This is a genomic window from Mesorhizobium sp. M2A.F.Ca.ET.039.01.1.1 (assembly GCF_003998035.1).
Classification (GTDB): Bacteria; Pseudomonadota; Alphaproteobacteria; order Rhizobiales; family Rhizobiaceae; genus Mesorhizobium.
In genome coordinates this window covers 1-23,582 of record NZ_RZRY01000031.1, presented here as the reverse complement: position 1 = coordinate 23,582, position 23,582 = coordinate 1, and the positions used below count along the sequence as shown (strand labels likewise).

General features: G+C 60.8%; 26 protein-coding genes, 1 tRNA gene and 1 pseudogene. 13 read left to right on the top strand and 15 right to left on the bottom strand.

Features of this window, described 5'->3' with window-relative positions; genetic code table 11:
• Positions 1 to 317: hypothetical protein (locus tag EOA24_RS42850; RefSeq protein ID WP_245501760.1), on the bottom strand; the 317-nt coding region annotated here is incomplete at its 3' end.
• Between EOA24_RS42850 and EOA24_RS05105 the strand changes: the two genes are divergently transcribed.
• The 3 genes from EOA24_RS05105 (at position 213) to EOA24_RS05095 (ending at position 2,552) form a co-directional block, all read left to right on the top strand.
• Positions 213 to 704 carry a GNAT family N-acetyltransferase gene (locus EOA24_RS05105; RefSeq protein WP_348525986.1) on the top strand — a complete coding sequence of 164 codons (492 nt, stop codon included), beginning with the start codon at positions 213 to 215 and terminating at the stop codon, positions 702 to 704. The genes EOA24_RS42850 and EOA24_RS05105 overlap by 105 nt on opposite strands.
• Entirely contained in the window at positions 589 to 960 is a 372-nt protein-coding gene (locus EOA24_RS05100; protein ID WP_245467392.1) for an ACT domain-containing protein, read from the top strand. The genes EOA24_RS05105 and EOA24_RS05100 overlap by 116 nt, the downstream gene beginning before the upstream one ends.
• Before the next feature lie 158 nt (positions 961 to 1,118).
• The gene (locus EOA24_RS05095; RefSeq protein WP_127256642.1) at positions 1,119 to 2,552 is read left to right on the top strand and encodes an aldehyde dehydrogenase family protein; all 1,434 of its coding nucleotides are present in this window, start codon (positions 1,119 to 1,121) and stop codon (positions 2,550 to 2,552) included.
• A gap of 121 nt (positions 2,553 to 2,673) precedes the next feature.
• Here EOA24_RS05095 and EOA24_RS05090 read toward each other — a convergent pair whose 3' ends face one another.
• From EOA24_RS05090 to EOA24_RS05060, 8 genes are all read right to left on the bottom strand, one after another.
• Positions 2,674 to 2,853: a hypothetical protein gene (locus EOA24_RS05090; protein WP_126083057.1), complete on the bottom strand. Its 180-nt coding sequence runs from the start codon at positions 2,851 to 2,853 to the stop codon at positions 2,674 to 2,676.
• A gap of 181 nt (positions 2,854 to 3,034) precedes the next feature.
• Entirely contained in the window at positions 3,035 to 3,430 is a 396-nt protein-coding gene (locus tag EOA24_RS05085; RefSeq protein WP_126083056.1) for a hypothetical protein, read from the bottom strand.
• A gap of 30 nt (positions 3,431 to 3,460) precedes the next feature.
• The gene (locus EOA24_RS05080; protein ID WP_126061207.1) at positions 3,461 to 3,694 is read right to left on the bottom strand and encodes a hypothetical protein; all 234 of its coding nucleotides are present in this window, start codon (positions 3,692 to 3,694) and stop codon (positions 3,461 to 3,463) included.
• Positions 3,695 to 3,901: 207 nt separating this feature from the next.
• Positions 3,902 to 3,975 (bottom strand) — tRNA-Gln (locus tag EOA24_RS05075).
• A 45-nt stretch (positions 3,976 to 4,020) separates the two neighbouring features.
• Positions 4,021 to 5,103 (bottom strand): tyrosine-type recombinase/integrase, encoded by a 1,083-nt coding sequence (locus EOA24_RS05070; RefSeq protein ID WP_189343152.1) that lies wholly within the window; start codon positions 5,101 to 5,103, stop codon positions 4,021 to 4,023.
• The gene (locus EOA24_RS41430; RefSeq protein WP_127257236.1) at positions 5,093 to 5,293 is read right to left on the bottom strand and encodes a hypothetical protein; all 201 of its coding nucleotides are present in this window, start codon (positions 5,291 to 5,293) and stop codon (positions 5,093 to 5,095) included. Before EOA24_RS41430 ends, EOA24_RS05070 begins: the two co-directional genes overlap by 11 nt.
• Positions 5,294 to 5,330: 37 nt before the next feature.
• Positions 5,331 to 6,020 carry a hypothetical protein gene (locus tag EOA24_RS05065; RefSeq protein ID WP_126083034.1) on the bottom strand — a complete coding sequence of 230 codons (690 nt, stop codon included), beginning with the start codon at positions 6,018 to 6,020 and terminating at the stop codon, positions 5,331 to 5,333.
• Positions 6,017 to 6,532, bottom strand: coding sequence for a hypothetical protein (locus tag EOA24_RS05060; protein WP_126083033.1), 516 nt, complete (start codon positions 6,530 to 6,532; stop codon positions 6,017 to 6,019). Before EOA24_RS05060 ends, EOA24_RS05065 begins: the two co-directional genes overlap by 4 nt.
• A gap of 153 nt (positions 6,533 to 6,685) precedes the next feature.
• Here EOA24_RS05060 and EOA24_RS05055 point away from each other — a divergent pair, with 153 nt between their 5' ends.
• The 4 genes from EOA24_RS05055 to EOA24_RS05040 all read left to right on the top strand — a co-directional run bounded on the left by EOA24_RS05055 (position 6,686) and on the right by EOA24_RS05040 (position 10,780).
• Positions 6,686 to 7,033, top strand: coding sequence for a hypothetical protein (locus tag EOA24_RS05055; protein ID WP_126083032.1), 348 nt, complete (start codon positions 6,686 to 6,688; stop codon positions 7,031 to 7,033).
• A gap of 172 nt (positions 7,034 to 7,205) precedes the next feature.
• Positions 7,206 to 7,457, top strand: a complete 252-nt coding sequence (locus EOA24_RS05050) for a hypothetical protein (protein WP_245467086.1) — start codon at positions 7,206 to 7,208, stop codon at positions 7,455 to 7,457.
• A gap of 164 nt (positions 7,458 to 7,621) precedes the next feature.
• Positions 7,622 to 9,388, top strand: coding sequence for an adenylate/guanylate cyclase domain-containing protein (locus EOA24_RS05045; RefSeq protein ID WP_126083030.1), 1,767 nt, complete (start codon positions 7,622 to 7,624; stop codon positions 9,386 to 9,388).
• A 219-nt stretch (positions 9,389 to 9,607) separates the two neighbouring features.
• A complete protein-coding gene (locus EOA24_RS05040) occupies positions 9,608 to 10,780 on the top strand; it encodes an acyltransferase (RefSeq protein WP_126083029.1) in 1,173 nt (390 codons plus the stop codon).
• 75 nt (positions 10,781 to 10,855) lie between these two features.
• Here EOA24_RS05040 and EOA24_RS05035 read toward each other — a convergent pair whose 3' ends face one another.
• The 3 genes and pseudogenes from EOA24_RS05035 to EOA24_RS05025 all read right to left on the bottom strand — a co-directional run.
• Complete coding sequence (locus EOA24_RS05035; RefSeq protein ID WP_126083028.1) at positions 10,856 to 11,953, bottom strand: acyltransferase; 1,098 nt, start codon at positions 11,951 to 11,953, stop codon at positions 10,856 to 10,858.
• A 194-nt stretch (positions 11,954 to 12,147) separates the two neighbouring features.
• Positions 12,148 to 12,465 (bottom strand): YMGG-like glycine zipper-containing protein, encoded by a 318-nt coding sequence (locus tag EOA24_RS05030; RefSeq protein ID WP_126083027.1) that lies wholly within the window; start codon positions 12,463 to 12,465, stop codon positions 12,148 to 12,150.
• 177 nt (positions 12,466 to 12,642) lie between these two features.
• Positions 12,643 to 12,897, bottom strand: a pseudogene (locus EOA24_RS05025) (type II toxin-antitoxin system HicB family antitoxin); the annotation flags it as partial.
• A gap of 64 nt (positions 12,898 to 12,961) precedes the next feature.
• Between EOA24_RS05025 and EOA24_RS05020 the strand changes: the two are divergent.
• Positions 12,962 to 15,310 (top strand): plasmid partitioning protein RepB C-terminal domain-containing protein, encoded by a 2,349-nt coding sequence (locus EOA24_RS05020; RefSeq protein ID WP_126083025.1) that lies wholly within the window; start codon positions 12,962 to 12,964, stop codon positions 15,308 to 15,310.
• A 135-nt stretch (positions 15,311 to 15,445) separates the two neighbouring features.
• Here the strand turns inward: EOA24_RS05020 and EOA24_RS05015 are convergent, their stop codons facing one another.
• Entirely contained in the window at positions 15,446 to 16,963 is a 1,518-nt protein-coding gene (locus EOA24_RS05015; protein WP_126083024.1) for a PAS domain S-box protein, read from the bottom strand.
• A 207-nt stretch (positions 16,964 to 17,170) separates the two neighbouring features.
• The gene (locus EOA24_RS05010) at positions 17,171 to 17,365 is read right to left on the bottom strand and encodes a hypothetical protein (protein WP_095818283.1); all 195 of its coding nucleotides are present in this window, start codon (positions 17,363 to 17,365) and stop codon (positions 17,171 to 17,173) included.
• Between the two features lie 242 nt (positions 17,366 to 17,607).
• Between EOA24_RS05010 and EOA24_RS42845 the strand changes: the two genes are divergently transcribed.
• The 3 genes from EOA24_RS42845 to EOA24_RS04995 are packed head-to-tail and all read left to right on the top strand — an operon-like array spanning position 17,608 to position 21,745.
• Positions 17,608 to 17,910: a hypothetical protein gene (locus EOA24_RS42845; protein WP_245501759.1), complete on the top strand. Its 303-nt coding sequence runs from the start codon at positions 17,608 to 17,610 to the stop codon at positions 17,908 to 17,910.
• The gene (locus tag EOA24_RS05000; RefSeq protein ID WP_245467083.1) at positions 17,907 to 18,764 is read left to right on the top strand and encodes a thermonuclease family protein; all 858 of its coding nucleotides are present in this window, start codon (positions 17,907 to 17,909) and stop codon (positions 18,762 to 18,764) included. Before EOA24_RS42845 ends, EOA24_RS05000 begins: the two co-directional genes overlap by 4 nt.
• Positions 18,765 to 18,799: 35 nt before the next feature.
• A complete protein-coding gene (locus EOA24_RS04995; RefSeq protein WP_126083022.1) occupies positions 18,800 to 21,745 on the top strand; it encodes a TrlF family AAA-like ATPase in 2,946 nt (981 codons plus the stop codon).
• Positions 21,746 to 21,845: 100 nt separating this feature from the next.
• On the opposite strand, the gene EOA24_RS04990 is transcribed toward EOA24_RS04995, so the two are convergent.
• The gene (locus EOA24_RS04990; protein WP_127409652.1) at positions 21,846 to 22,550 is read right to left on the bottom strand and encodes a helix-turn-helix domain-containing protein; all 705 of its coding nucleotides are present in this window, start codon (positions 22,548 to 22,550) and stop codon (positions 21,846 to 21,848) included.
• 83 nt (positions 22,551 to 22,633) lie between these two features.
• On the opposite strand from EOA24_RS04990, the gene EOA24_RS04985 reads away from it, so the two are divergent.
• A complete protein-coding gene (locus tag EOA24_RS04985) occupies positions 22,634 to 22,882 on the top strand; it encodes a Cro/CI family transcriptional regulator (RefSeq protein WP_126083020.1) in 249 nt (82 codons plus the stop codon).
• Complete coding sequence (locus EOA24_RS04980) at positions 22,879 to 23,169, top strand: hypothetical protein (protein WP_041005524.1); 291 nt, start codon at positions 22,879 to 22,881, stop codon at positions 23,167 to 23,169. Before EOA24_RS04985 ends, EOA24_RS04980 begins: the two co-directional genes overlap by 4 nt.
• Positions 23,170 to 23,582 lie beyond the last annotated feature (413 nt).

Genomic DNA, 23,582 nt, shown 5'->3' with positions numbered 1-23,582 from the left:
GATAAGCCCGATACGATAGATAAGGTTCGTTCGTTTCCTGCCCCGCCCGCGACTTCAGCCGGCGGGGTTTTCATATCTGGAGCCTCGCAATGACCATCGATTTTCCCATCCGATTTCGGACGGCCGAAGCGGCGGACGCCGCCGCCATCCGCGACATCGTGCGCGCCGCCTATGCCAAATGGGTGCCGGTAATCGGCCGCGAGCCGCTGCCGATGCGCGCCGATTACGACAAGGCTGTCGCCGAGCATCCATTCGACCTCGCCGTTGCGCAGGATCGCATTGTCGGGATGCTTGGATCCGTCCTCGCCGACGATCATCTCTGGATCGAGAATCTCTGCGTCGCGCCGGAGGCGCAGGGCAAAGGGATCGGCCGGCTGCTACTGGAGCGGGCAGAGGGCAAGGCGCGCAAGGCCGGGCGCCATCAGCTTCGCCTGCTGACCAACGGCGCGTTCGAGGCGAATGTGTCGCTCTATAAGAGGCAGGGCTATTCGGTCGACCGGGAAGAGCCGTTCATGAACGGCTCGACCGTTTATATGAGCAAGAGGATCGGGGATGACCGGCAATCGGAGCGGGGCCATGGCTGCCAGGATCAGGCTGAAGCAACTGCCAGGCCTATACGCGATTTCGAGGCTGGAAGCTGGACATGGCATTCCCGATTGGGCGGACGGGCCGGGTTTCGTCAGCATCACCAGAACCGAGGATGAGCTTTCGATAACCTGCCTGCAGGAGCGCGTACCGGCTTCGGTCAGGCACGACAGCGACTGGGTCGCCTTCAAATTCGAAGGCCCCTTTGCCTTCGGTGAAACCGGCATCGTGCTGTCTGTCATTCGGCCGCTGTCGGAGAACGGGCTGGGCATCTTCGTGGTGTCCACCTTCGATGGCGACCACCTGCTGGTGAAGGCCGCCGATCAAGCCGCGGCGGCCCGGCTGCTGGGTGACGCTGGACATACGCTGCTGTAATCGGTCCCGGTGGGCGTCAGCCGGCACGTCAGGCTCGACGGACGGCTGGCTCAACCGCCCGCGCTTGCGTTTGACAGGGCGCTTGCGGCATCGTTATCTCTGGCGGTATACGACGACCCACTGCAATCGAGCACCCGCGGCTGGCCGAGGAGGAAAACATGTCCCACAATCTGCAATTCTATATCGACGGCGCCTGGGTCGATCCGGTCGTGCCGAACACGCTCGATGTCATCGATCCCTCGAACGAGGACGCTTTCGCGCAGATATCGCTGGGCTCCAAGGCCGATGTCGACAAGGCGGTGGCCGCCGCCAAGCGCGCCTTCGGCAGCTTCGGCTTCACCTCGGTCGAGGAGCGGCTCGACATCCTCAACCGCGTCATCGAAATCTACAAGAAGCGCAGCAAGGACCTCGCGCTCGCCGTTTCGCGCGAGATGGGCGCGCCGCGCCAGATGGCGCTGGACAGCCAGGTCGGCGTCGGCCAGGCGCATCTGGAAAAGATGGCCGAGGTGCTGAAGACCTTCCAGTTCCGCCACGTCAAAGGTTCGTCGCTCATCGTCAAGGAGCCGATCGGCGTCGTCGGCCTGATCACGCCGTGGAACTGGCCGCTGAACCAGATCACCTGCAAGGTGGGCCCCGCGCTTGCCGCCGGCTGCACCATGGTGCTGAAGCCGTCGGAGGTCGCGCCGCTCGACGCCATCATCTTCGCCGAGATCATCGACGAGGCCGGCGTGCCAAAGGGTGTGTTCAATCTCGTCAACGGCGATGGCCCGACCGTCGGCCAGGCGCTGGCCGGCCACCCGGATGTCGACATGATGTCCTTCACTGGTTCGACCCGCGCGGGCATCCTCGTCGCCAAGGCGGCGGCCGATACCGTCAAGCGCGTGCACCAGGAACTGGGCGGCAAGTCGGCCAACATCCTGTTCCCGGACGTCGATCTGGAGCGAGCCGTCACCAAGGGCGTCGCCGGCTGCTTTGGCAACAGCGGCCAGTCCTGCAACGCGCCGACCCGCATGTTCGTGCCGCGCGACCGTCACGATGAGGCGGCCGGTTACGCCAAGAAGGCGGCGGAGAAATTCACCGTCGGCCCGGCCGACGCGCCCACCTCGAAGCTCGGCCCGGTGGTCAGCCAGATCCAGTTCGACAAGATCCAGGACCTGATCCAGAGCGGCATCGACGAGGGCGCCACGCTGGTCGCCGGCGGCCCCGGCCGCCCGGCCGAGCTCAACCGCGGCTACTACGTCCGCCCGACCGTCTTCGCCAACGTCACTCATGACATGCGCATCGCCAGGGAGGAGATCTTCGGCCCAGTGCTGTCGATCATGCCTTACGACACGGTCGAGCAGGCGGTCGAGCAGGCCAACGATACGGTCTATGGCCTGGCCTCCTACATCCAGGCCAAGGACATCGAGAAGGCGCGCGACGTGGCTGCCCGCATGCGCTCCGGCAACGTCTACATCAACTACCCGACCTGGGACGCCGGCCTGCCCTTTGGCGGCTACAAGCAGTCCGGCAACGGCCGCGAATATGCCGAATACGGCCTGGAGGATTTCCTCGAGATCAAGGGCATCGCGGGGTATGAGGCGGCGGAGTAGGGAGCCCGGGTTCACAACCGGAAGAGTGTCCAGGGCGACCGGCAGCCGCCACCCACCTCGAAACGCAAAAGGCCTCGCCGGCGAGATGCCCGCGAGGCCTTTTTCGAGCGCGACTTGCCGATTAGCGGCGGTCGCCGCGGCTGTCGTGGTGGCCGCCGTTGTTGGCGGCGCCAAGGCACATGCCATAGTAATCGTCATGATTGCTGCACGAATTGATGGTCGTCTGCTGGGCATAGGCCGAAGTTGCCAGGCCGGTAACAGCAACAACTGCGAAAACTGCATTGCGAAGGATCTTGGTCATCTCGATTTTCCTTTGTTTAAACTCCGGACGAGCCGGTCGATGACGGTTTTCCTGCGATTGCGTTTCGGTTTAATGGCGCTTGAGCGCGTATTTCGTATCGAAATGGAAACTGTCCATCCCTGCAGCGGCCCAAGCCGGCCGGCACTCTGCAGGCAACGATAAACTCGTTTGCATGCAAATGTTACGCGCCGGGCGTTTCCGTGCAATGCGACGGAAACATTGATCGATCATTTAGACCGCCATCATGAAGGCGACGAGGATTGTCTCCGCCATAGCCTTGGCGAAACAGGGATAGGTCTATGTCGATATTGAAGACGTTGAATCGCATGGGTATGGCCTTGAAATACGCCCAGGACGGCCACAGGACGGCGGGGATGCTGAACGGGCTGCTGCCCGGCGCGCGTATGGATGTTGGTTTCCCTGTGATGCCGATAACCAGGCATCTGTCGCCGAACATCTGGGACGATCCGAGATAACCGTCGCCAGGAAGCTTTGATCGTCGAAGTGCCCGGGTGGCAATCATCACCTTGCGAGCTTCGGGCAATACGCCGTAACCACGCTTCTCGGCGCCTTCCAAGCTCGTCACGAGCGTGTCGACGTCTGCGGTTTACCCGCGGCCCGCCTCGATGATACCGACCATCGCCCGGGTAAATTCAACCATACTGTTTGCCGTGATGGCTGCATTGTCGGGAGATTGCCCGATATGCTCGGCGGCTCCGCAACATGATCGTCGGATGCTGTCGTAGTAGGGATCTCTCTCATCGTCCGGCATCGTCGCCAAATTCAGGGCACGGCGGTGGATCATGCGCAACAGTTGCGCCAATGCTGTTTCGACACTCATGCGTTTGCTCCGCATCGGTCGAGCGTCTCGGCACACTGAGTGCCGGATCGTCGATCGGGGACATTCCCGATTCGAGCAGGCTGCGCCGTAGCTATTAATATATAGTTGATTGCTAATATAACCGGAAAATCAACCGGAGCTCAGCCGACATCGATACCCGTTGCGATGAATTTACGGTTCAAATGTGGGAATGCGCGGAGAAAACTTTGGCTGGGGAACCTGGATTCGAACCAGGACTAACGGAGTCAGAGTCCGTGGGTCTACCGTTAACCTATTCCCCAAAAAGCCTTTGATTTCAAGACTTTGGCCGAACGAGAGAAAAGCGGTTAGACACTTTTCTTGCGGGAGTTAGACAAAACCCGTTCTCGTTTCGAGCCGGCTTGTATCACATTCGCCATGTCGATCAAGACCCCTGATACGTCCGCGCTCGAAGAATAATGCTCGGCCATCTCGATCGTCTCCTGGCCGAGGAAATTCTTGATGTCCTCGAGCCGGTAGCCTTGTTCGCGCAGGTCGGTCGCCACCGAGTGCCGAAGGCCATGCATCGTCAGGCCCTTGCCGGCGAGGCCGCGCGCCACGCAATCGTCGAAGAATTTTCCGATCGAAGCGGAGAAGCCCATCTCGGTCCAAGGCTTCCTGTGCGAATTGAGGCATAGCATCGTGACGTCGATCTCTGAAACCGGCCATGCCTCCAGCGCCTCGTCCAGGATCTTGCGCAACTCGCCTAACGCCGGCAGCTTCATGATCTTGCCGTTCTTCGAGGCCCGGAAAGAGATATAGCCGTCGCGATAGGCCATTCGCGGCAGCCGCAGGATATCGCCGCGTCGCATCGCCAGGAAGCGCGCAAGCGCGATTGGGACCTTGTAATGGAGCGGGGCGGCAGCCAGCACGTTCACCCGTTCCGTCTTCGTCCACGGGCGGTTCTCTTTGCGCCGATCCTTTGCGATCCTTGCCTTTTCGAGCTCGAGGCAAGGATTGGACGTGACCAGCCCATACTCCTTGCCGTGTTTGAAGGCCGAAGAGAGCATGGCCATCATGTGGTTGGTGAACGCGCCGCGGCGCTTCTTGACGGTCTTGTCGCGCAGCTTCGCCATGAATGCGGTGTCGATCAAAGCCAGGGGTGTCCCCGCGATTGGCTTCAGATGGTCCATGTACTTTTGATAGTCGGACTGCGTGCGCGGAGCGAGATCGGTAAATTTGGGGGATTTCTTGTAGCTTTCGAGCAGCGCCCCGAGCGTTCCGGACTGCGCCATCTTTGGGGCATGCAGCTTGTCCAGACGATCGACCTCGGCGGCTAAGGCCTGGCCGGTCAGTTTCGGGTCGATCGGCGTCCCGCTCTTGCGGTGATAGACGCGCTCGATGCCGAGCCGGTCCTTGTAGCGTTTGAGCCCTGTGATCTTAATCCTCATCGAGCAACCCCAGCCATTCGTCTCCCGTGGCCGGCTCCGATTGGTTCCGGCTGTCCAGCCACCTGTCAAGCGCGCGCACGTCATACCGCACCAGGGCGCCGATCCTGGTCGGCGCCACTTGGACATGCATCTTCAACCATTCGACCGATTTGCCGCCGCAATATTCGGCAGCCTCGGCGGGTGAGAGCATTCTTTTGGACGGCAATGGCACTGCGCGCTGTCCCCGTTCAACCAGCTCGCACGGCAATGCCGAGATAGCGCTGGAGGCGCTCGACGAAAGCGAGCTCCGCCTTCATCGCGCCCCAGGGCACAATCGCGCCGACCAGCTTTGGCTGAGGCAGCGCCACGCGCGGCAGGCAGGCGCTGCGGGAGCTGGCGCCGAACAGGGCAGTGGCCTCCGCGACCAGCATGCGATCGTCCATTTCGCGGATTTGGCGAGCGTATTGAGACACGGCGTTGATGTCGGGCAGCCCGGCCGCCTGGTAGATCGCGACGTCGATGCTGCGCTTGACCGAGGCCAGCGCCCTGTGCGCCAGACGTTCGACGAAGTCTGCGGCTTCCAGTCCGGCCTCGGTGGCCAGCCGGGCAATATGATGCTGGATGAGGTCCACTGTCGGCCTGGTGATGTCGCCCAGCGCGTATTCGTGCCCGTCATGCAGGAGGAAATAGCCCGCGGCGACGCCATCGCCGGTCTCCCGGTAAAGTGCATCGGCACCCATCACCGAATGCTGGGCCACCGAATAGGCGGGACAACGGTAGAGCCCGTTGAACCGCGCGAGCTTGGACAGCGTGTTGGCCATGTCGGCGAAGCTGATGTCGGATGGTTTGGGATCGACCAGGTCGAAAGCGGATCCGTCCGGCTTGAAGGTCGGGATCACCGTCGCCGTGCGGACTCGGCTTGCTTGCTCCGGCATCATTGCGTCACCTGCGGCATGGCGGACTCCACCGCTTTCAGGACGCTGGTCCGGATAGCGGGGAAGATCGGCAAGGACTCCAGATAGCTCGACAGCACCGCCATGCAGCGTTCCCGCTGACCGGACCAAGGGTCGAGCAGGAGGGCGCCCCTGGCGGCACAATATTCGCCCCACGCCTGGACAAGTCCGCGCGTCGGTTCGGCGTCTGCCGGAAGCGGCAGACGGTTAGGCGCGGCATGCCTGGCCTTATCGATCATGTCCTCGAGCAGATCGGGGCGGACGGTCAGCTGCTTTGTGCTCGCCAGCGCCGCGAGCGTCGCGGCATCGTCGCGGAATTCCACGATCTCGGCGCTCGTGAAGCCGGCGCGGACTAGGTCTTCTATCTTCACCCCGCCGCAGACGGCGAATAGGTCGCGCATGGCCTCGGCCATTTCGAGGCAGCGCGGATGGGTTTCAAAAAAAGCTTCCGGGAAGCTCGGCCGGCTGTGCGACGGGTGTCTGCTGATTTGCTGCAATGTCGATTCTCCTTGGGTGCGTTAGAAGGCGCCGAGCGTGACAGCGGCGCAGAACAGGAGAGCGGCCAAGAAGGCAACGTGTGGAAGCCTGTTCGCGAGCGCTCCAGCCCTGTGATAGCTTGCCGAACGCGAGGCAGATGGCAGGGGGACTAGATGAGGAATCTCGTTTGGGTTGCGGCGCTGTTTTGGTGCGCCGTCTCGGGACAAGCACTCGCGTACAGCGACAAGCAGATGGCAGTGATGTCTCATCTCGGGCAGGCGATTGCCGGGACAAAGATCTGTTCGAAGCTGGAGATCAGCGAAGGCGAAGTCGCCGTGATGATCACCGCCTACAAAGTCGACCTCGGCGATCCCACCGTCGCGGCCGTTATTCGAAACAAGGTCGACGAGACCGTCAGCGCGTGGGCCGGAAAGGGGGAAGACATGGCGTGTGCAGGGGCGCTCATCCTCTACGGCCCTAGCGGTTCCAACGTTCCAGGATTGCTGCGCATCAAGGACTGATTTCATCTACCTACTCCGATGCGCTTATGGTAGGTAACACCTACCTACTTTGTCAAGCGGAGTAGGTTAGCGTTGCTGCTACGCCCCTGTGGAATGACGGGCGGCCAAGAGCAGGTTTGTACTTGTTTTGTTCTCAACCCTGAGTCACACTGCCGCGGCAAAGGAGGCAGTGTTGCTGACGTATTTTGTTGTCCAGAGTTTCAACTTCACGCCGAGGGGAGCCGTCACCGCCGGAAAGGCGGTGGAGGTGCAAGATGCCGAGCATGCGTTGCGACTCGCTGAGAAACTGGCGGGCTGCTCGGCCGGGGTGGTGGCGTTCAGCCGGAAGGGTGACCCTTCAAGTGGGGAGTTCGACGACGCCGTTATTCTTTATGCTAACGGGATTGTTCCGCTGCTTGAGACGGAAGTGTCGATGGCATCCTAAGGGTTCGAAACAAACTGCGCCTCCATCTCGTCGTCGCCCAGCCCTCCTATCATCATCGCCAGCAATGTCGCACTGCGGTCCCCCGAAGCGGCTGCAGGTCGAGCCGATCTAAATGAAGCAGCCCTCCTGAGTCCGTGCTATGTCAGAGAGTGAAGGAGGGGCAGATGAGCGAGACCCGCAAGCTTGCGGCGATCCTGGCCGCCGATGTCGTCGGATACAGCCGACTGGCTGGTTTGGACGAAGATCGGACTCTCGCGCGCCTCCGGGCACTCCGCAGCGACCTGGTTGATCCTACCATCGCGGTACACATCGGACGCGTGGTGAAACGTACCGGTGACGGAGCCCTTGTCGAGTTCCGCAGCGTGGTCGATGCTGTCCGATGCGCCATCGAGGTGCAGAACGCCATGCTCGAACGCAACGCCGGGGTGCCGCCTGATCGACGTATCGCGTTTCGCATAGGAATACATGTTGGCGATGTAGTCGAGGAGAGCGACGGCGACCTGATGGGCGACGGTGTCAACATTGCTGCCCGTCTGCAAGGTATTGCCCAACCTAATGGTATTTGCCTATCGGGTGCGGCATATGAACAGGTACGCGACAAGCTCAAAGTTAATTTCGAGGATATCGGCGACCAGGAACTCAAAAACATTGCACGGCCGGTGCGAGCCTATCGCGTGACCTTAAACAGTGGCGCCGAAAAAGAGCCGACAGTGCCCGACCTCTCCGGTGGAAAACTGGCGCTGCCCGACAAGCCGTCGATTGCTGTCCTGCCGTTCCAGAACATGAGCGGTGACCCCGAACAGGAATACTTTGGCGACGGCGTCGCTGAGGACATCATTACCGCCTTGTCCAAGCTGCGGGGCTTCTTCGTTATCGCTCGCAATTCGACCTTCGCGTACAAAGGCAAGGCGCCGGATATCCGTCAGGTCGCGCGAGAGCTTGGTGTTCGCTACATACTGGAAGGCAGCGTTCGCAAGGCTGGCGAGCGGGTACGGGTAACTGGGCAGCTCGTCGATGCCGCCAGCGGCAACCACATCTGGGCAGAGCGCTACGACCGCCCCGCCTCTGATATTTTCGCCGTGCAGGACGAGATCACTCACAGCGTTGTCGCGGCGATCGAGCCGCAGATTTACGCGGCTGAACGTCTTCGCCTTCAAAGTAGGACGCCGGAGAGTCTCGATGCATGGGGCTGCGTTGTCCGAGCAATGCCTTATATCTGGTTATGGGCTATTCAAGATGAGGACACTGGCATCAACCTCCTGACGCGAGCGATTGAGCTTGATCCCCACTACGCTCGCGCCCACAGCCTGCTCGCGTGGACCTTCGCCACCCGTGTAGTCTCAGGCAATTTGGAATTTGAGCCAGGCATTTCCCATGCCCTCACGCTCGCTCAGCGTGCGATAGACCTCGATCCCGACGACGCATGGGCCCATTTTGCGGCGGGCTACGTATTCGCGATGTCGAGACGATTTGGGCCGGCGGTGGAGGAACTGAACGAGGCACTGCAACGCAACCCCAACTTTGTATTCGTCCACATAATCTCGGGAGCAGCGTACGGCTATGCGGGGCTTGCTGAAGATGGCCTCCGCCAGCTCGAAATTGCGCGACGATTGAGTCCCCTGGACCAAACCCAAGCAGCCAATCTTTCGGTCGAAGGTCTTTGCCATCTGGTCGCCGGCCGCCACGCCGAAGCGGTAAGAGCTGAACGTCGGGCCGTGCTGATGAGACCAAACTTTGGAACCGCCTGGCGCACGCTCACAGCAGCCGCAGGACTGGCCGGTGATCTGGAAATCGCACGCCAAGGACTCGTCGAATGCAAACGTCTACAGCGGAATCTCAGCATCGACTGGGTCGAAAAATACCACCCACTGATACGGGCTGAGGACCGTGCCAGGTATATCGAGGGCCTGCGCCGAGCGGGCCTTGAATAGTTCAAGCTTGATCCTTGTCGATTGCGCCGGGGCGGCTCGAAACTGGCGATTTCTCGATTCACGCCTCGCAAATGCCCACACACCCCAATGGGTCCTATTCCTAGATGCTCAGATCCCCGCCAGCCGGACCGGCCGATTGGCAAGTGACCGCGTCAAACTACAGCTGATAGGCTATCGCGGGTTGACATTCGGGGCTCGCTCGCCATGGTGCAATGCAGCATGAACAATAGCCCTACAGAGTCATCGCGCATCGAATGCCTGGATGGCCTTCGCGCCGCCGCAGCATTGTGGGTGCTGGTCGGCCACTGCCTGCTGCTGACGGGCTGGCATCTCCCGGTGCTTGGCGACCCGGCGCTGGGCGTCGATCTCTTCATCATGCTTTCGGGCTTCCTGATGGTGTTCCACTATCAGTTGCGCCAGGACAAGGAGCCCTGGCAAAGGCCTGAAACCTGGCTGAAATTCTGGACGCGGCGTTATTTCCGCATTGCGCCGCTGTTCTACGTCATGCTGTTCTTCGCACTGGCGTTCGGCCCGTATGTTTATGAGTCGCGGACAGTCATCGACGCATTCGTGGGCCGTGTGCCGCAGGCGCCAGAGCGCTACCTTGACAGCAGCCTGAAGAACATTTTCGCCCACCTGACATTCCTGTTCGGCCTTTCCCCGAACTTCGCCTACCGGACGCCGCTGCCCGACTGGAGCCTCGGGCTGGAAATGCAGTTCTACGCGGTCTTCCCGGCGCTCATGCTTTTGGCGCGGCGTTTCGGATGGGTCTGGAGCGCGCTAGTCGTTGCGGCGCTCGGCGCCCTGGCGGTGGTGGCCCTCAAGTTGATGTCGGTTCATTTCCCGATGCCGTCCTTCCTGCCGCTGAAGATACAGGTTTTCCTGTGCGGCATGCTTCTGGCGGGCGTTCTGGGGCAGAGCCAACCGCGACCGCTGCTGCATCTGGCCCTGGCGATGGCGCTCGCGGCGATCCCCTTCGGCGACGGCCACGGCCTTTCGAAGTTCCTGATACGCGAAGCGCTGGTGCTTGGGTTCTTTGCCCTCGTCCTCTATCGGATGCTGCCCGGCGCGGCGGGCGCCGCGGCGCGAAAAGTCGCCGTCGCATTGGGCGGAGGCATCTTTCATGTGCTCGGCGAACTGTCCTACAGCATCTATCTGATCCACCTTCTCATTCTGCAGCCCGTGGCGGCCTTCGTGATTACCCGTTATGGCGACGGCCTCGGCGCGCCGCTGCGCTTCGCCATCGTGCTGGCGGTCGTGCTGCCGGTAGTTTGTCTTCTGTCCTTCTTGACCTACAGGCTCATCGAGATGCCCGGGCAGCAACTCGGACGCGTGGTGTTGCGCCGGTTCGCACGTAAGGAGCCAGCGCTTGAGCCAAGTCCCGCCGAGTAGCATCAGCAAACGGCTGCACATCGCTGATCTGGCGCGTTGTCCGATCGCCGCCGATGCGGCAGGACCTCGGCTAATTTAGAATTGCGTCACTTCCTCGCGTGCGCGCCGCAGTGAAAGCAGATGCCGCAGCAGCGTCCGCGCATTCTTGTCGTAAACGTAGTGCGCGAATGCAGCGACCGCGATGACGAGAATGGATGTTCCCACGACGAATGGCAGGCCGTGCTGGTTCCGCAAGGTTCCAGTGACGGATTCGTCTAGGATGTTCACGATCCTGATCAGCGGCGTGTGAAGCGCATAGATGGCGTAGGAGATGTTGCCGGAGAACAGGGCGATCGCGCGCCAGAAGCCCGAGAGCCGCAAGCGGGAAGCCATGAGAACAAGCCAGGGCCAGACCAGCACTATCATCGCCAGGTCGTATAATTGCGCGTTTCCGGCGGGCCGGAAGATCATCAGTCCTGCGCAAAGCGCCAGCAGGATGGGCATGTAGAGATTGCCATCCCGGCTGACCCCGGTCGCATATCGCCGCAGATAAACGCCGAGGAAGAAGGAAAAGGCGATCCGGGCGGGAGCCGCGATCGTGCCGTCCCAATGAGCGCCGCCGCCCAGGCTGAAGCCCTGCCAGGCCATTAGCGCCAGCACCAGGAAAGCAAGGCTGAAGATAGCGGCCAGCGAGCGGCGAGCGAGCCTCAGGGCCAGCGCGGCGAAAACCGCGTTGGCGACAAGTTCATAGAAAAGCGACCAAGCCGGACCGTTCAACGGAAAAAGCAAATCTGGACCGACTGAAAGCGACGGCGGCGTCGGCAGGAAAAGCAGGGAAAACGCAAGGCTCGCAAGCAAATCCAGCCGCGAATACGAGCTTAGCCCGTGCATCGCGATGGTCGCTCCCACGCCGGCCATGGCAATGCCGATGCCGGCGAAATATAACGGGTAGAGCCTGACGATGCGGGCCTCCGCGAATTCCCGGAAAGACATGCCTTTCCGGAACTTGTCGTCATAGGCGTGGGCGATCACGAAGCCGCTCAGCAGAAAGAACAGGTCGACGGCGAGAAAGCCTGACGGGGCCAGATCAAGATGCTGCGCCGTCAGCTCGCGGAAATGACCAAGCATCACCAGAACAGCGGCGATGCCTCTTAAGCCGTGCAAGGCGTCGAAGTGGGTTGTCTCAGGTCTCAAACCGCTCTCCGGTTATCCCGAACCCGCCAACGTCGCCCAATTCATCTACGCATTGATTGTGCGTCGCACAAGAAACTTTTTGCGGCGCACGCTAGTGGAATGTGTCCACCAGTCTTCCCTGGCCTGCGGGAACGAGAGGGCACCTTCTCCCCGTAACGAGGTCCGCTAACGGGGAGAAGGAAGAACCGGCACGATCAATAATCGCCGTTGTAATACCGGTCGTCGCACGGGGCGGTGTAGATGCGGCCGTAGCGGTCCTGGTAGCGGCAGAGCTGCTCGCCGCGGCGCTGCGGGGTGGTGGCTGAGCCGACAACGGCGCCAAGCAGCGCGCCGCTCGCGGCGCCAATCACCGTCGACTTGGTGTTGCCGCCGATCGCCTGGCCGACAAGCGCGCCGCCTGCGCCGCCAACCAATGCGCCGGTGGTAGCCCGCTGCTGGCCTTCGGTCTGCGTCTCGCAGCCGGCAAGTGCCACCGTCATCAGCACCGCCAGAATGGCCTTCTTGATAAACATCACTCGAACTCCTCTGAAGCCCCGGGTGTCTGCTGGGGCGAACAAAGCCCGAGTGCGGTCGCATTGCGGCGGAACGGCGGCAGAGCCCGCTCACGAACTGAATCAGGGTTTCTCGGCGGTTGAAGGCAATGGTTGCCAAACGGGAAAGGGCGGCACTGCCGCCGTAACCCTTCAGGGGGTCCTCAATGGGACCAAGATGGTTGTGAGCTCCCGATTGTCGACGCCCTCCATAATCTGCTCAAGAGAGCTAGGTTCTGGGACGGCCTCGCCATCGTCTATCAGGCCTTCAATGTGAAAGGCGAGAGCCTGTTCGGCTAACTCGCGCGCCTCGTCGAAACTTGCGCCGGCCGTAACGACACCGGGAAGGTCGGGGAAAGACACCCCGTAGTCACTGGCTTCCTCTTTATGGATCAGTCCGATGTATTGGCGCATTCTGATCCCTTGCCGCTAGGTGATCGACCGCTAGTTTAAAGCACCAGCACGACGGTGCAAGGCGATGGACAAGTCTGCAGCGGCCCACGATCCTCCAACAGCGAGGCGACGAGGCCGTGCGGCTCAATATCTTCGCATGTCCACCGATCAGCAAATCTACTCACTTGAGAACCAAAAGGATGCGATCCGCAGTTACGCGGGCATCATGGGGTACGACATTGTTGCGACATATGAGGATCCGGGCCGCAGCGGGCTCAGTCTTCAAGGGCGCCCGGGCTTACAGAAGCTGCTGTTCGACGTGGAAAACGGGTTCGCAGATTTTGAGACGGTAGTGGTCTATGACGTCAGTCGCTGGGGTCGATTTCAAAACGTCGATGAAAGCGCATCCTACGAATATAGATGCCAGTCGGCCGGAGTGCGGATCGAATTTTGCGCCGAGCAGTTCGCAAATGACGGAACCATGGGCTCTGACGTGCTCAAAGCTATCAAGAGGACGATGGCGGCCGAGTACAGTCGCATGCTTTCGCAGAGGTGCTTCATCGGCCAGAGCCGGATCGTTCAAATGGGATTCCGCGTAGGCGGGCCGCCGGGCTATGGTTTCCGGCGTCTGTTGGTGGACCAGTCAGGTGAACCCAAAGGCATCCTGAAGCGAAAAGAGTGGAAAAGCCTTGTCTCGGACCGAGTGGTCAGAGTGCTCGGTCCACCCGAGGAGCTTGAGACGGTCCGATGGATATTCGACCAATTTGTAAACGAGGGAAAGACGAAGAGGGAGATCGCCAACGCGCTCAACGCCCGCGGGATGGTGACGGATCACGGCCGGCCCTGGTCGATCCGTTCGGTGAAGACGGTACTGACGCATGAGAAATACATCGGCAACGTCATCTGGAACCGCTCTAGCAGCAGGCTGACAAGTCAGCGGATCCGCAATCCCGCCAGCGCCTGGATCCGCGTCGAGAATGCATCCGCGCCAATTGTCAGCTCCGAGCTGTTCGATCGTGCCCAGGTTGAGGCAAAGGCGCGTCTGTTCCGTATGACCGACAATCAGATGCTGGTTCCCTTGGCCAAACTTCTCAAAAGGAAAGGAGCGCTGTCGGAGAGGATAATCAACGCCGCCCGCGGTTGTCCCTCGAGCTCCCGATTGAAACGGCGCTTCCGGACACTCGCCGAGGTATATCGCCGGATCGGATATAAGCCTCCGCGCAACTACGAATATATAAGCGTAAATGTTGATCTTCGTGACCGCAGGCACGAAGTCGTCGAAGAGCTAGTAGCAGCTATAGAGGACGCGGGCGGTTCGGCTCGATATGACCCGGACAGCAAGCTGGTCACAGTAAACGGCGAATTCACGGTTGCGATCTGGATCGCGCGCTGTCGCCTCTCACGGCATGGATACCCGCGCTGGGCGTTCAGAAGAAGGAGATTCGCGGGTGCTGACTTGTCGGTATTGATCAGGATGCAGCCTGGCGATGCTGCGATACGCGACTTCCTCGTTTTGCCGGGGCATGAGGCGAACCATGTCTTCCACGTCCTCAAGGCAGAAAATGGCTGCCCGATAGATTCCTTCGTGTTTGCGACACTGGATATCCTGGTGGCCATGGCCAGACGTGCGCCTGATCAAATCCTCCCCCCAACGATGCGTCAGCTCCATCGCGGTATCGCCGGCACTGGTCGCCATTTCGCCGGTCTCAAGCATGCACCTGAGCCGTCGAACCCTCTGCGCGGGTACGTTTTGCTGAGAAACTTTATCCATGAACGCATGCGAATGCGTCACTTCGTGACGACGACGAACGAACTGCGAAAGCACTGGGACAGAACAGCCCAGGCTATGCGCCAATTGATGACCGTTAAAGCATTTCGAGAGTTGCTGAAGAGCGAGGGGATCGAGACAATGCCGAGCATGCTGATGGAAACGATCCCACCGTCCCACCTCGCGCTGATAAGGGCGGAGCGCCCGCTTGCAGCATGCCAAATTGAAGGAATTTGCGCCGACGCTCTCGGCTTGCTCGAAAACTGCCCTGTTCCTTCGATCATCTTTTCTTACCTGCGCGAGGTTAGCTTCGAAAGGCAGGTTGAGATGGCAAAGATCATGCTCGCCTTGGGTAGTGTGAGGGCCGACTTTGCCAAGACCCTTGTCGCACTAACGCCGCGATCACAGCTTGCCGATCCCTCATCGCGGCGGAAGCGGTTCCACGGCATCAAGGCTGCTCAAGTCACATCGATGGAGGCTGAATTTGGTGAAGTGAGCCATGAGTTTCTAAACGCCGTAGCCACCCATGGTGTTCGGGCTCTCGGCCTCGTCGCGGCTCACGGTTATCTGGGCCGGATCCTGGAAAATCCGAAGGTGGTTCGGTATCTTGCCCGCGACTTCCCGATACAGTTTGCGCAATTCCAGTGGCTGCTGCAAATACGCTAAGGCAATGCCGGCCCATGTCCTCCAACGCACTGAATTGTGCCTGAGGGCAAACAGAGGCTGTCGCGTTTGTTCCAACGCCAACTCGATTTCGCTGAGCGCCCGCTGGAGCTGCTGCCCCGACAAGCGGCTAGGACATCAGGCCGAGAATCTTTCACTATCGATCGTGATCTCGAGCACAATTCCGGCGGCGTCCCAATCTCGCACGACTCCGCCAAGCTCCCTCGCCGCGGCGCGGATCAAGCGGCTGCCGAATCCTTCGTCTTCGGTTGCGATCGGAGGTGGTCCTCCGACCTCTCGCCATTGGACAGTCACCTTGCCGTCAGTGTTCGAGCAGGCGATCTCTATCGAGCCGGCGGCTGCCGAGAGGCTGCCATGTTTGGCAGCGTTGGTGGCGAATTCGTGTAGCAGGAGAGAAAGCGGCGTGATCATCGCTGAAGGCACCGGCATATCGATGCCACTGATCGCGAAGCGGGGATGCTCGTCGGTTCCATGGCGGTATGGCTCGAGGATTGCCGCGACCAATGCATGTAGGCTCGTCGCGGCCTGAACAGACGGGCCAGTCGAGGGGAGCATCGTCAGCGCATGCGCCCGGGCGAGGGCGCCGAGGCGGTCGGACACGGTGGAGGCGAGCGCGGCCGGCGTTTCTGCGGCTGGCGCGCTCAAATTGACGATGGTCCTTGCGATCGCAAAAAGGTTCTTCACGCGGTGGTCCATCTCGCGAAGCAGCAGCTCCCGCTGCTCCTGCGCGCGCAGGCGCTCGGAGATGTCACGGCCGATCTTGGAAACACCGACAATTGCGCCGGACGCGTCCGCGATCGGCGAAGCGGTCAAGGAGATCGGAATGCTGCTGCCATCCTTGCGCAGGCGAACGGTCTCGAAATGCTCGACATGCTCTCCATGGCCAATGCGGGCCAGAATCTCCCGCTCCTCGTTCTGGCGATCGGGCGGTATCAGCAACATGAGCGGACGTCCGACCATTTCCTCGCGGCCGTAGCCGTAGAGGCGCTCGGCGCCGCTATTCCAGTCCGTGACGATGCCGTCCATATCCGTCGCGATGATGGCATCATCCGAGGATTCGACCAGTGCACTCAGTCGCGCTGCTGTCGTTTCCGCCCGCTCCCGTTCGATCGCAAACCCGAGCTGACGGGCAATGGTCAATGCAAGTTCGCGTTCACGATCGCCGAAGCGGTGGGGTGCTGGATAGTAGACCATGAACTTGCCGATGAGCTCGCGGGAGCTGGCAAGCGGGATGAAGGCCAGCGCTTGGATACCCTCGCCAAGGACGGTGTCGATGAGCCGCCGGGATTCACCGCTGAGACGAATATCCTCGACAAAGATTGGCTCGGCGTCGTGCTGATTGCAGGTCCACGGTGTGTGGCCGTTGACAGCCCTGCGATAGTCTTCGGAGAGAGAGCGCCAGGCGACGAAGCTCATGACGCCGTGGCTGTCAAATCTCAGGATCGAGGCGCGCGACGAACCGAGGGCGTCGCATATAGCGTCCAGCGCTGCATCGTAGATCTCGCCAAGGCCGTTGGCCCGGTAAAGTCGGTCGGTGAGACGAAAGAGGACGGCTTGCTCCCGGACAATATCGCCGTCGGCCGGCCCACGCTGGCCTCGCCCCATGCCCGCATTACTCACGGCCCCGTGCTGCATGGCTCTGTCCCACGGACGGCTCTATTGAAGTTCGGCCATCCTCGACCAAATAACAGCGTCCAGGGTTCAGGCCCTTGGACCGCAGACCCCGATCAACCAAACAATATGCGCCTTGCGCAGTTTCGCAATAGGGACTTGGGGCCGTGACGCTAGTTAGGACCGTCAGTCGTTATCGGTGCGGCTGTTGCGCTGATGCGAGCCGCAATATCAGGTCTTCGGCGGGCCGCAGCGTCCTTTCAGCACGGCGATTTCGGTCTCGTGGTCGCCGCCGGACATCGACGCGACCGGCACGCCGATGAGGAAGACGCCAAGCGCGTCGCCGTTCGCAGCCTTGTTCTGCTGGTTTGTCAGAGTCGCCAGGCGCTCCTTGTCGGCCTGGGTGCAGGGGCCAGCATTGGGCACGCCCGCTATTTTGTCCGGTGGCGTTGCGCAGCCTGCAATGCAAACGATTGCAGCGACGGTTAAAACAAACCGCTTCATAGTCCCCCCAAAATCCAAACCCGCTGTCAACGTTGCTTAGCTTCGCACGGATGGCAAGCGGCCAAACTCGGATTCGACAACAAAATTCGAATGAAGCATTATGCCAGCCGGGGTCGGGGGTTACCTCTGTGGATTTAGGATCGTATTTTGCCGCAGCGAGTGTGGTGCTGTTGTCGGGCTGTGCTGCCGACTATTTGAACAATTACGATACGATGACGCTTGCGTCCGGCGACGCAAACAATGCCAATGCGCTTCTGCAAACGGTCGATCCGTTCAATCCGAACAGCAACAACACGCATATTGAAGGGGATGGGCAGCGCAGCGTCGCTGTGATCCAACGCTATAGATCGCCCGCTTCGGGCGGGGGCGGCTACACCGGCAACTGTCCGACCGATGAAAGCAGGGCGGCGGACGGATCGCGTTGCGGCGGCCGCTCGGCCGAGAGCCGCCCGGGCGGCCCGCCGTGATCGGCATCGACAAGTCCCGTTACGACAATCGCTCTGACCAGTGGCGGCGGCGCACTGGCTCGCGACGTTCACGCGCCAGGCGATGGGCAAGCGTCCCGCTTCGTCTTGTGCTTGTGACGGTCGCCGCGGTCTCGGCCCTGGTCACGCAATTCGTCATGCACAACAGCGGGTCGCTGCCGGAAATCAACCTGCAGAACATCATCAAGCCGAGGCCGGTATCTATCGCCGGCGTCGCCTCGGTGATCGACGGCGACACGATCGAGATCCACGGCCAGCGCGTGCGCTTCAACGGCATCGACGCGCCGGAGAGCCGGCAATATTGCGACGACGCAAAGGGCTTCGAATATCCCTGCGGCCGCCGCTCCGCCGAAGCGCTGGGCAAGTTCCTCTCCGCCTCCAGGCCGGTGCAATGCGCCTTCGTGACCTGGGACAGCTACGGGCGCTTTGTCGGCAACTGCACACGCGCCGACGGAACCGACGTCGCTGCCTGGATGGTCGGGCAGGGGCAGGCGCTGGACTGGCCGAAATACAGCGACGGCGCTTATGCAGCGCAACAGGCTAAGGCGCAGGCGGCAAAGCTCGGTCTATGGGTTGGCAACTTCCAGGCGCCCTGGGATTGGCGAGCGCAGCGCAGTGATGATGCGCAGGCGCCGTCGACGCCAACCTTCGCGCTCGGCAGCGGCAATGCCGGCTGCAACATCAAGGGCAACATTTCGGCGGACGGCGAGCGGATATACCACGTCTCCGGACAGAGATATTACAGCGTCACCATCATCAACGAGGCCAAGGGCGAAAGATGGTTCTGCTCGGAAGCCGAAGCCGTTGCAGCGGGTTGGCGTCGCTCTAGGCGCTAGCTTCCAGCGTTTCGATTTTCAACAAAGGAGAATGTATGAGTTTCGATCGCGGCGCCGAATGGCACAGATGGGATCCTCATATCCACGCCCCTGGCACTCTGAGAGAGGATCGATACGGGGGCGATTGGGACGGTTACATTGCGGCGATAGAGAACGCTACTCCCGCGATACAGGCCCTCGGCATTACTGACTACGGAGTAACAACTACCTATCAACGTGTAATGGCTGAAAAAGCCGCGGGGCGCTTGAAAGGTGTGGACCTGATTTTCCCAAACGTCGAACTGCGGCTGGACGTGGCGACGGTCAGAGGTAACTTCGTAAATCTACACCTGCTCGTCAGTCCAGAGGACCCCAATCACATCGGCGAGCTAAATCGCTTTTTGCAACGCATTGAATTTCGGCGGGCCGGCAAAGACACCTACGCTTGCACACCGGAAGATCTCATTCGCCTCGGCCGGGCCGTTGACCAAAACATTAAAGACGACAGCATCGCGCTCTCGCACGGAATTGGTCAGTTCAAGGCGAACCTCAATCAACTAATGGACGTCTACCGCGACATGGACTGGGTCCAGCGAAATGTGATCGTCGCAGTGGCTGGGGGAGCCGATGGCTCATCCGGCATAAGAGAAGCGGCCGACGCGACCGTTCGAGAGGGTATTCAGCGCGCGGCCCATGTTATTTTTTCCGCCAACCCGATCGACCGAGAATTCTGGCTGGGCCGCGGAAAGGAATCATCGGAAAGTATAATCGAATTTTACGGGGCGCTGAAGCCATGCCTGTGGGGATGCGATGCACACGAAATTGCTCGAGTGGGGAAGCCTGACCTCAACCGCCTTTGCTGGCTCAAGGGCAAGCCATCATTCGACACTCTGCACCAGGCTCTGATCGATCCTGAGCGGGCATACGTGGGGCAAGTGCCGCCGTCCGGAGCTAGCCCATCGATGGTCATAGATACCGTGACGATCAGCAACGCTCCCTGGGCTCAGACTTCCGTCGTCAGGTTGAATCCGGGGCTGGTAGCGATCATTGGAGCCAGAGGCTCCGGGAAAACTGCTCTTGCAGATGTGATAGCAACCGGCTGCGACTGCTACACCGCCTACGATGATAACTCCTTCTTAGGTCGGGCACAGGAACTCCTTTCCGGCGCCAAAGTGACGGTCGCATGGCAGGATGCACACGAGACCACGACGCGGGACCTTGCTGACCCGTTCAAGCGCGATGCTGATTCCTATGAACGGGCAAGATACCTCTCGCAGCAGTTCGTTGAAGATCTATGCTCAATTCGCGGGATGCCGCGCCTAATTTCGGAGATCGAACGAGTGATCTTTGAGGCACATCCGGCGATCGATCGCGATGGCGCTGCGGACTTTCGGGAGCTGCTTGATCTCCGCGCCGGCGTGTATCGGCAAGCGCGGCGACAAGAAGAAATAAACTTGGCCAGCGTGTCGGATCAAATTGGGATTGAGCTAGAGAAATCCCGGCAGGTAGCGGGGCTGGATGAACAAATCTCAGGCAAGGAAAAGCTGATCGCCGGATTGGTCAGGGACCGCGATGCGCTAATCCCAAAGGTGGCTAGCAAGACCGGCGAACGTTTACACGAACTCACAGCTGCCGCCGAGACGGTGCGCGGCTACATCAGACACTTCTCTAGTCGCCTAGCGGCCATTGCCGCACTTGGTGTGGAGGTTGCGGACATTCGCAAGAACCAGGCGCCCGACGGGCTACGTGACTTAAAGGAGCGGAACCGCCCGGCAGGATTCAAGGAGGACGAATGGCAGCTTTTTCTGCTTACCTTCTCGGGCGACGTTGACAAGTCAATCCGCGACCAAACTGCAACGGCCGAGACGAACCTCGCGGCATGGAAGGGCAAGAAGCCGCAGAGTCCGGTACACGACGGGAGTTTCATCGGCGCCGACGCAAAGTTAGAAAAGTTGCCGTTGGCAGTGCTGGAAGCTGAAATTGAGCGTCTGGGAGGTATTCTCCTGCAGGATGAGGCAGTAGCCAAACGCCTACAGGCCCTGAACAAGCGCATCGGCGAAGAGAAAACCACCTTGGCTCAGTCAAAGGAACGACTTGCTGACTGCAGGGAAGCTGGTGGCCGTGCGGCTAAGCTCGTCAAGGATCGCGAGGGCGGCTACGAGCAGGTGTTCAAAGCAATTCTCAACGAGGAGAAAGTGCTGCGGGACTTGTATGCTCCGATTACCAAACGTCTTCAGAGCGAAGGCGGCAGCCTTGGCAAAATAACGTTTGTGGTCGAGCGCAAGGCGGACGCCGCGGGCTGGGCAGCGAAGGGTGAGAAGGACCTCTTTGACGTTCGAGGGGGGCCATTTAGAGGTCGCGGCACTCTTGAGCAGGAAGCCACCAGGCAGCTCAAGCCCGTCTGGGAGACTGGCGACGCAAAAGACATAGCCCAGGCCATGGCGAAGTTCCGAGCGCAATTCGAAACGGAGTTGCTGGACCGGGGGCCGTCGCGTGCGGATCCGGCCGCCTATCGCCCATGGTCCCGCCGCTTCGCACAATGGCTTTACAGCACGCAGCACATAGGAATTGAGTACGCCATTCGGTACGATGGCATCGACATTCAAAAGCTATCGCCGGGCACCCGAGGTATCGTTCTGGTGCTGCTGTATCTCGCCCTCGACGACGGGGACTCTCGCCCGCTGATAATCGATCAGCCCGAGGAGAATCTAGACCCCCAATCGGTTTACCAGGAGTTGGTACCTTTATTTCAAAAAGCCAAGCTTAGGAGGCAAGTGATTATGGTGACGCACAACGCCAACCTCGTTGTGAACACCGATGCAGATCAAGTCATTCTGGCAGAGGTTGGGACATCAAATGGACGAGGTCTTCCCCCTATTACCTATCGTTCTGGAAGCCTCGACCAAGAAGAGGCTCGCCGCTTTGTCACTGACGTCCTCGAAGGAGGGGAGCGAGCCTTTAGAGATCGAGCGAAACGCCTTCGAATTACATTAGCTCGTTAGCCGAGGAGGATCCAAGTCAACAGCGACGGAGCAGCCCACGGACTTGATCCTCGGCCGGATTAGGAGCTCAGTTTGGATGCTCAGGCGGCCTGATCCGCCGCTATCGCGCGTTATACTTCCCCACCACCCGGTGGCAAATCGGCCAATCAACCCGGCTCTCCGTAAACGTCTTCGCCGGCCGATATTGCTCCAGCGTCCATTCGCGGTCGTTCATGCCGACCAGGCGCTTGATGATCGCTTCCTCGTCCCCTCGCTCCTTCGGCGGGGTGTGGAAAAACACGGCGTCGGAATCCCGCGCAGGCTGCAGATGCGGGTTCACCAGCGCGGTGTCGCCGGGCCAATAGGCAGGGATCATGGATTCGCCGCCCACCAGGATGCCGTAGCCGCCGCGAACATTCTGCAGCACCGCCGGGCGCTTCACCCAGTCGATCGCCTCGAAGGTGACGATCATATGGCCTTCGCCGCCCATCGCGGCAGCGTAGATCGGCAGGTCGCGGCCGCCGACCAGCTCGTCGCCGGGGATGATCGGCGTGCGCGAGGCTCTTGGCTTCGGCTCGCGAACGATCGGCACGGGTGCCGCGCCCGAGGCGTCGAGAAGCCAGGCGACATCGGTCTTGAGCAGCCCGGCAAGCTCGGGCAGGCGCTCCATATCGGGGCGGGTGGTGTCCGCCTCCCATTGCGTGACCGAGACACGCTTGATGCCAAAGTGACCGGCGATGTCGTTCTGCGTCAGGCCGGCAGCCTCCCGCGCCTGGCGCAGGCGCTGGCCGAGGGACGTCGAGTCGGTGCGTGTCGTCGCGATCATGCCGCAGCATAGTAATTATTGCTTACTTTTTTGCAAGCGAATGCCTGTTGACATAGTAGGTAGGTAATACCTACCATGATGCCATGATCGAAATCGTCAGAATCGCAGCCGCCAAGGTTGGCGGATTGGGCGCGCTCGCCTCGCATCTGGGTATCCGCCACCAGGCCTTCTACTCGTGGAAGCGGGTGCCGGCCGAACGCGTGCTCGACATCGAGCGCGCCACCGGCATCTCGCGCCATGCACAGCGGCCCGACCTGTTCGGTCCCGATATCCTTGCCGGTCCCGCATCCTCCCAAGCCGGGACCGGCAGCGGCGAGGAGGCGCCGCGATGAGCCGCGCCTCCTCGATCAAAGTGCCGGCAAATGGCCGGGAAAGCCGGAATGCGCCAGTCGATTTCACGCTCTTCGCGCTTTTCCTGGAAGCGCGGCGCATCCATCGCGGCAAGTCGCCGACGCGGGTGGCGCGGGAAGCCGATGTCGAGGTCGACGCAGTGTTTCGCGCGGCGCGCGGCCGCGATCCGGGCGCCGACGAGTTTCTCGCGCTCTGCGCCTGGATCGGCGAGGAGCCGGCGCTGTTTCTCAAAAAGGAGGTCAGGCATGGTCAGGCTCGCTGCCTATGACTATCGCGAATTGGGCAAGCTGTTGCGGGCGAAACTCAATGAAGACGGCCGCGGCTGGCGTGCCTGCGCGGCCGACATCGGGGTAAGCGCCCCCGACCTTCCCGGATCTGCAATGGCCAGACTGCCTCGGCGCCCAAGGTCATCGCCGTGTGCGACTGGCTGAGGCTTTCCTTCCGCGCCTTCTACCTGCCGCCACCGGCCGTGCCGAGGCCGGAGATTGCCGAAATGTTTCACGGGAAGAGCACTGAAACGGAAAGGTCGGTCGATGTCTGAGATGCCAGCAATCTTTGGCAGGCCGGAGGGCATCTGCCCGCGCAAGCTGTTCCGCCTGGCGCTGCCCATGCAGGCCGAGGGCGTTCGGCTGCTGTTCGAGATGGGTCAGAGCATGGGCCAGGTAACGGCTCGGCTGGGCC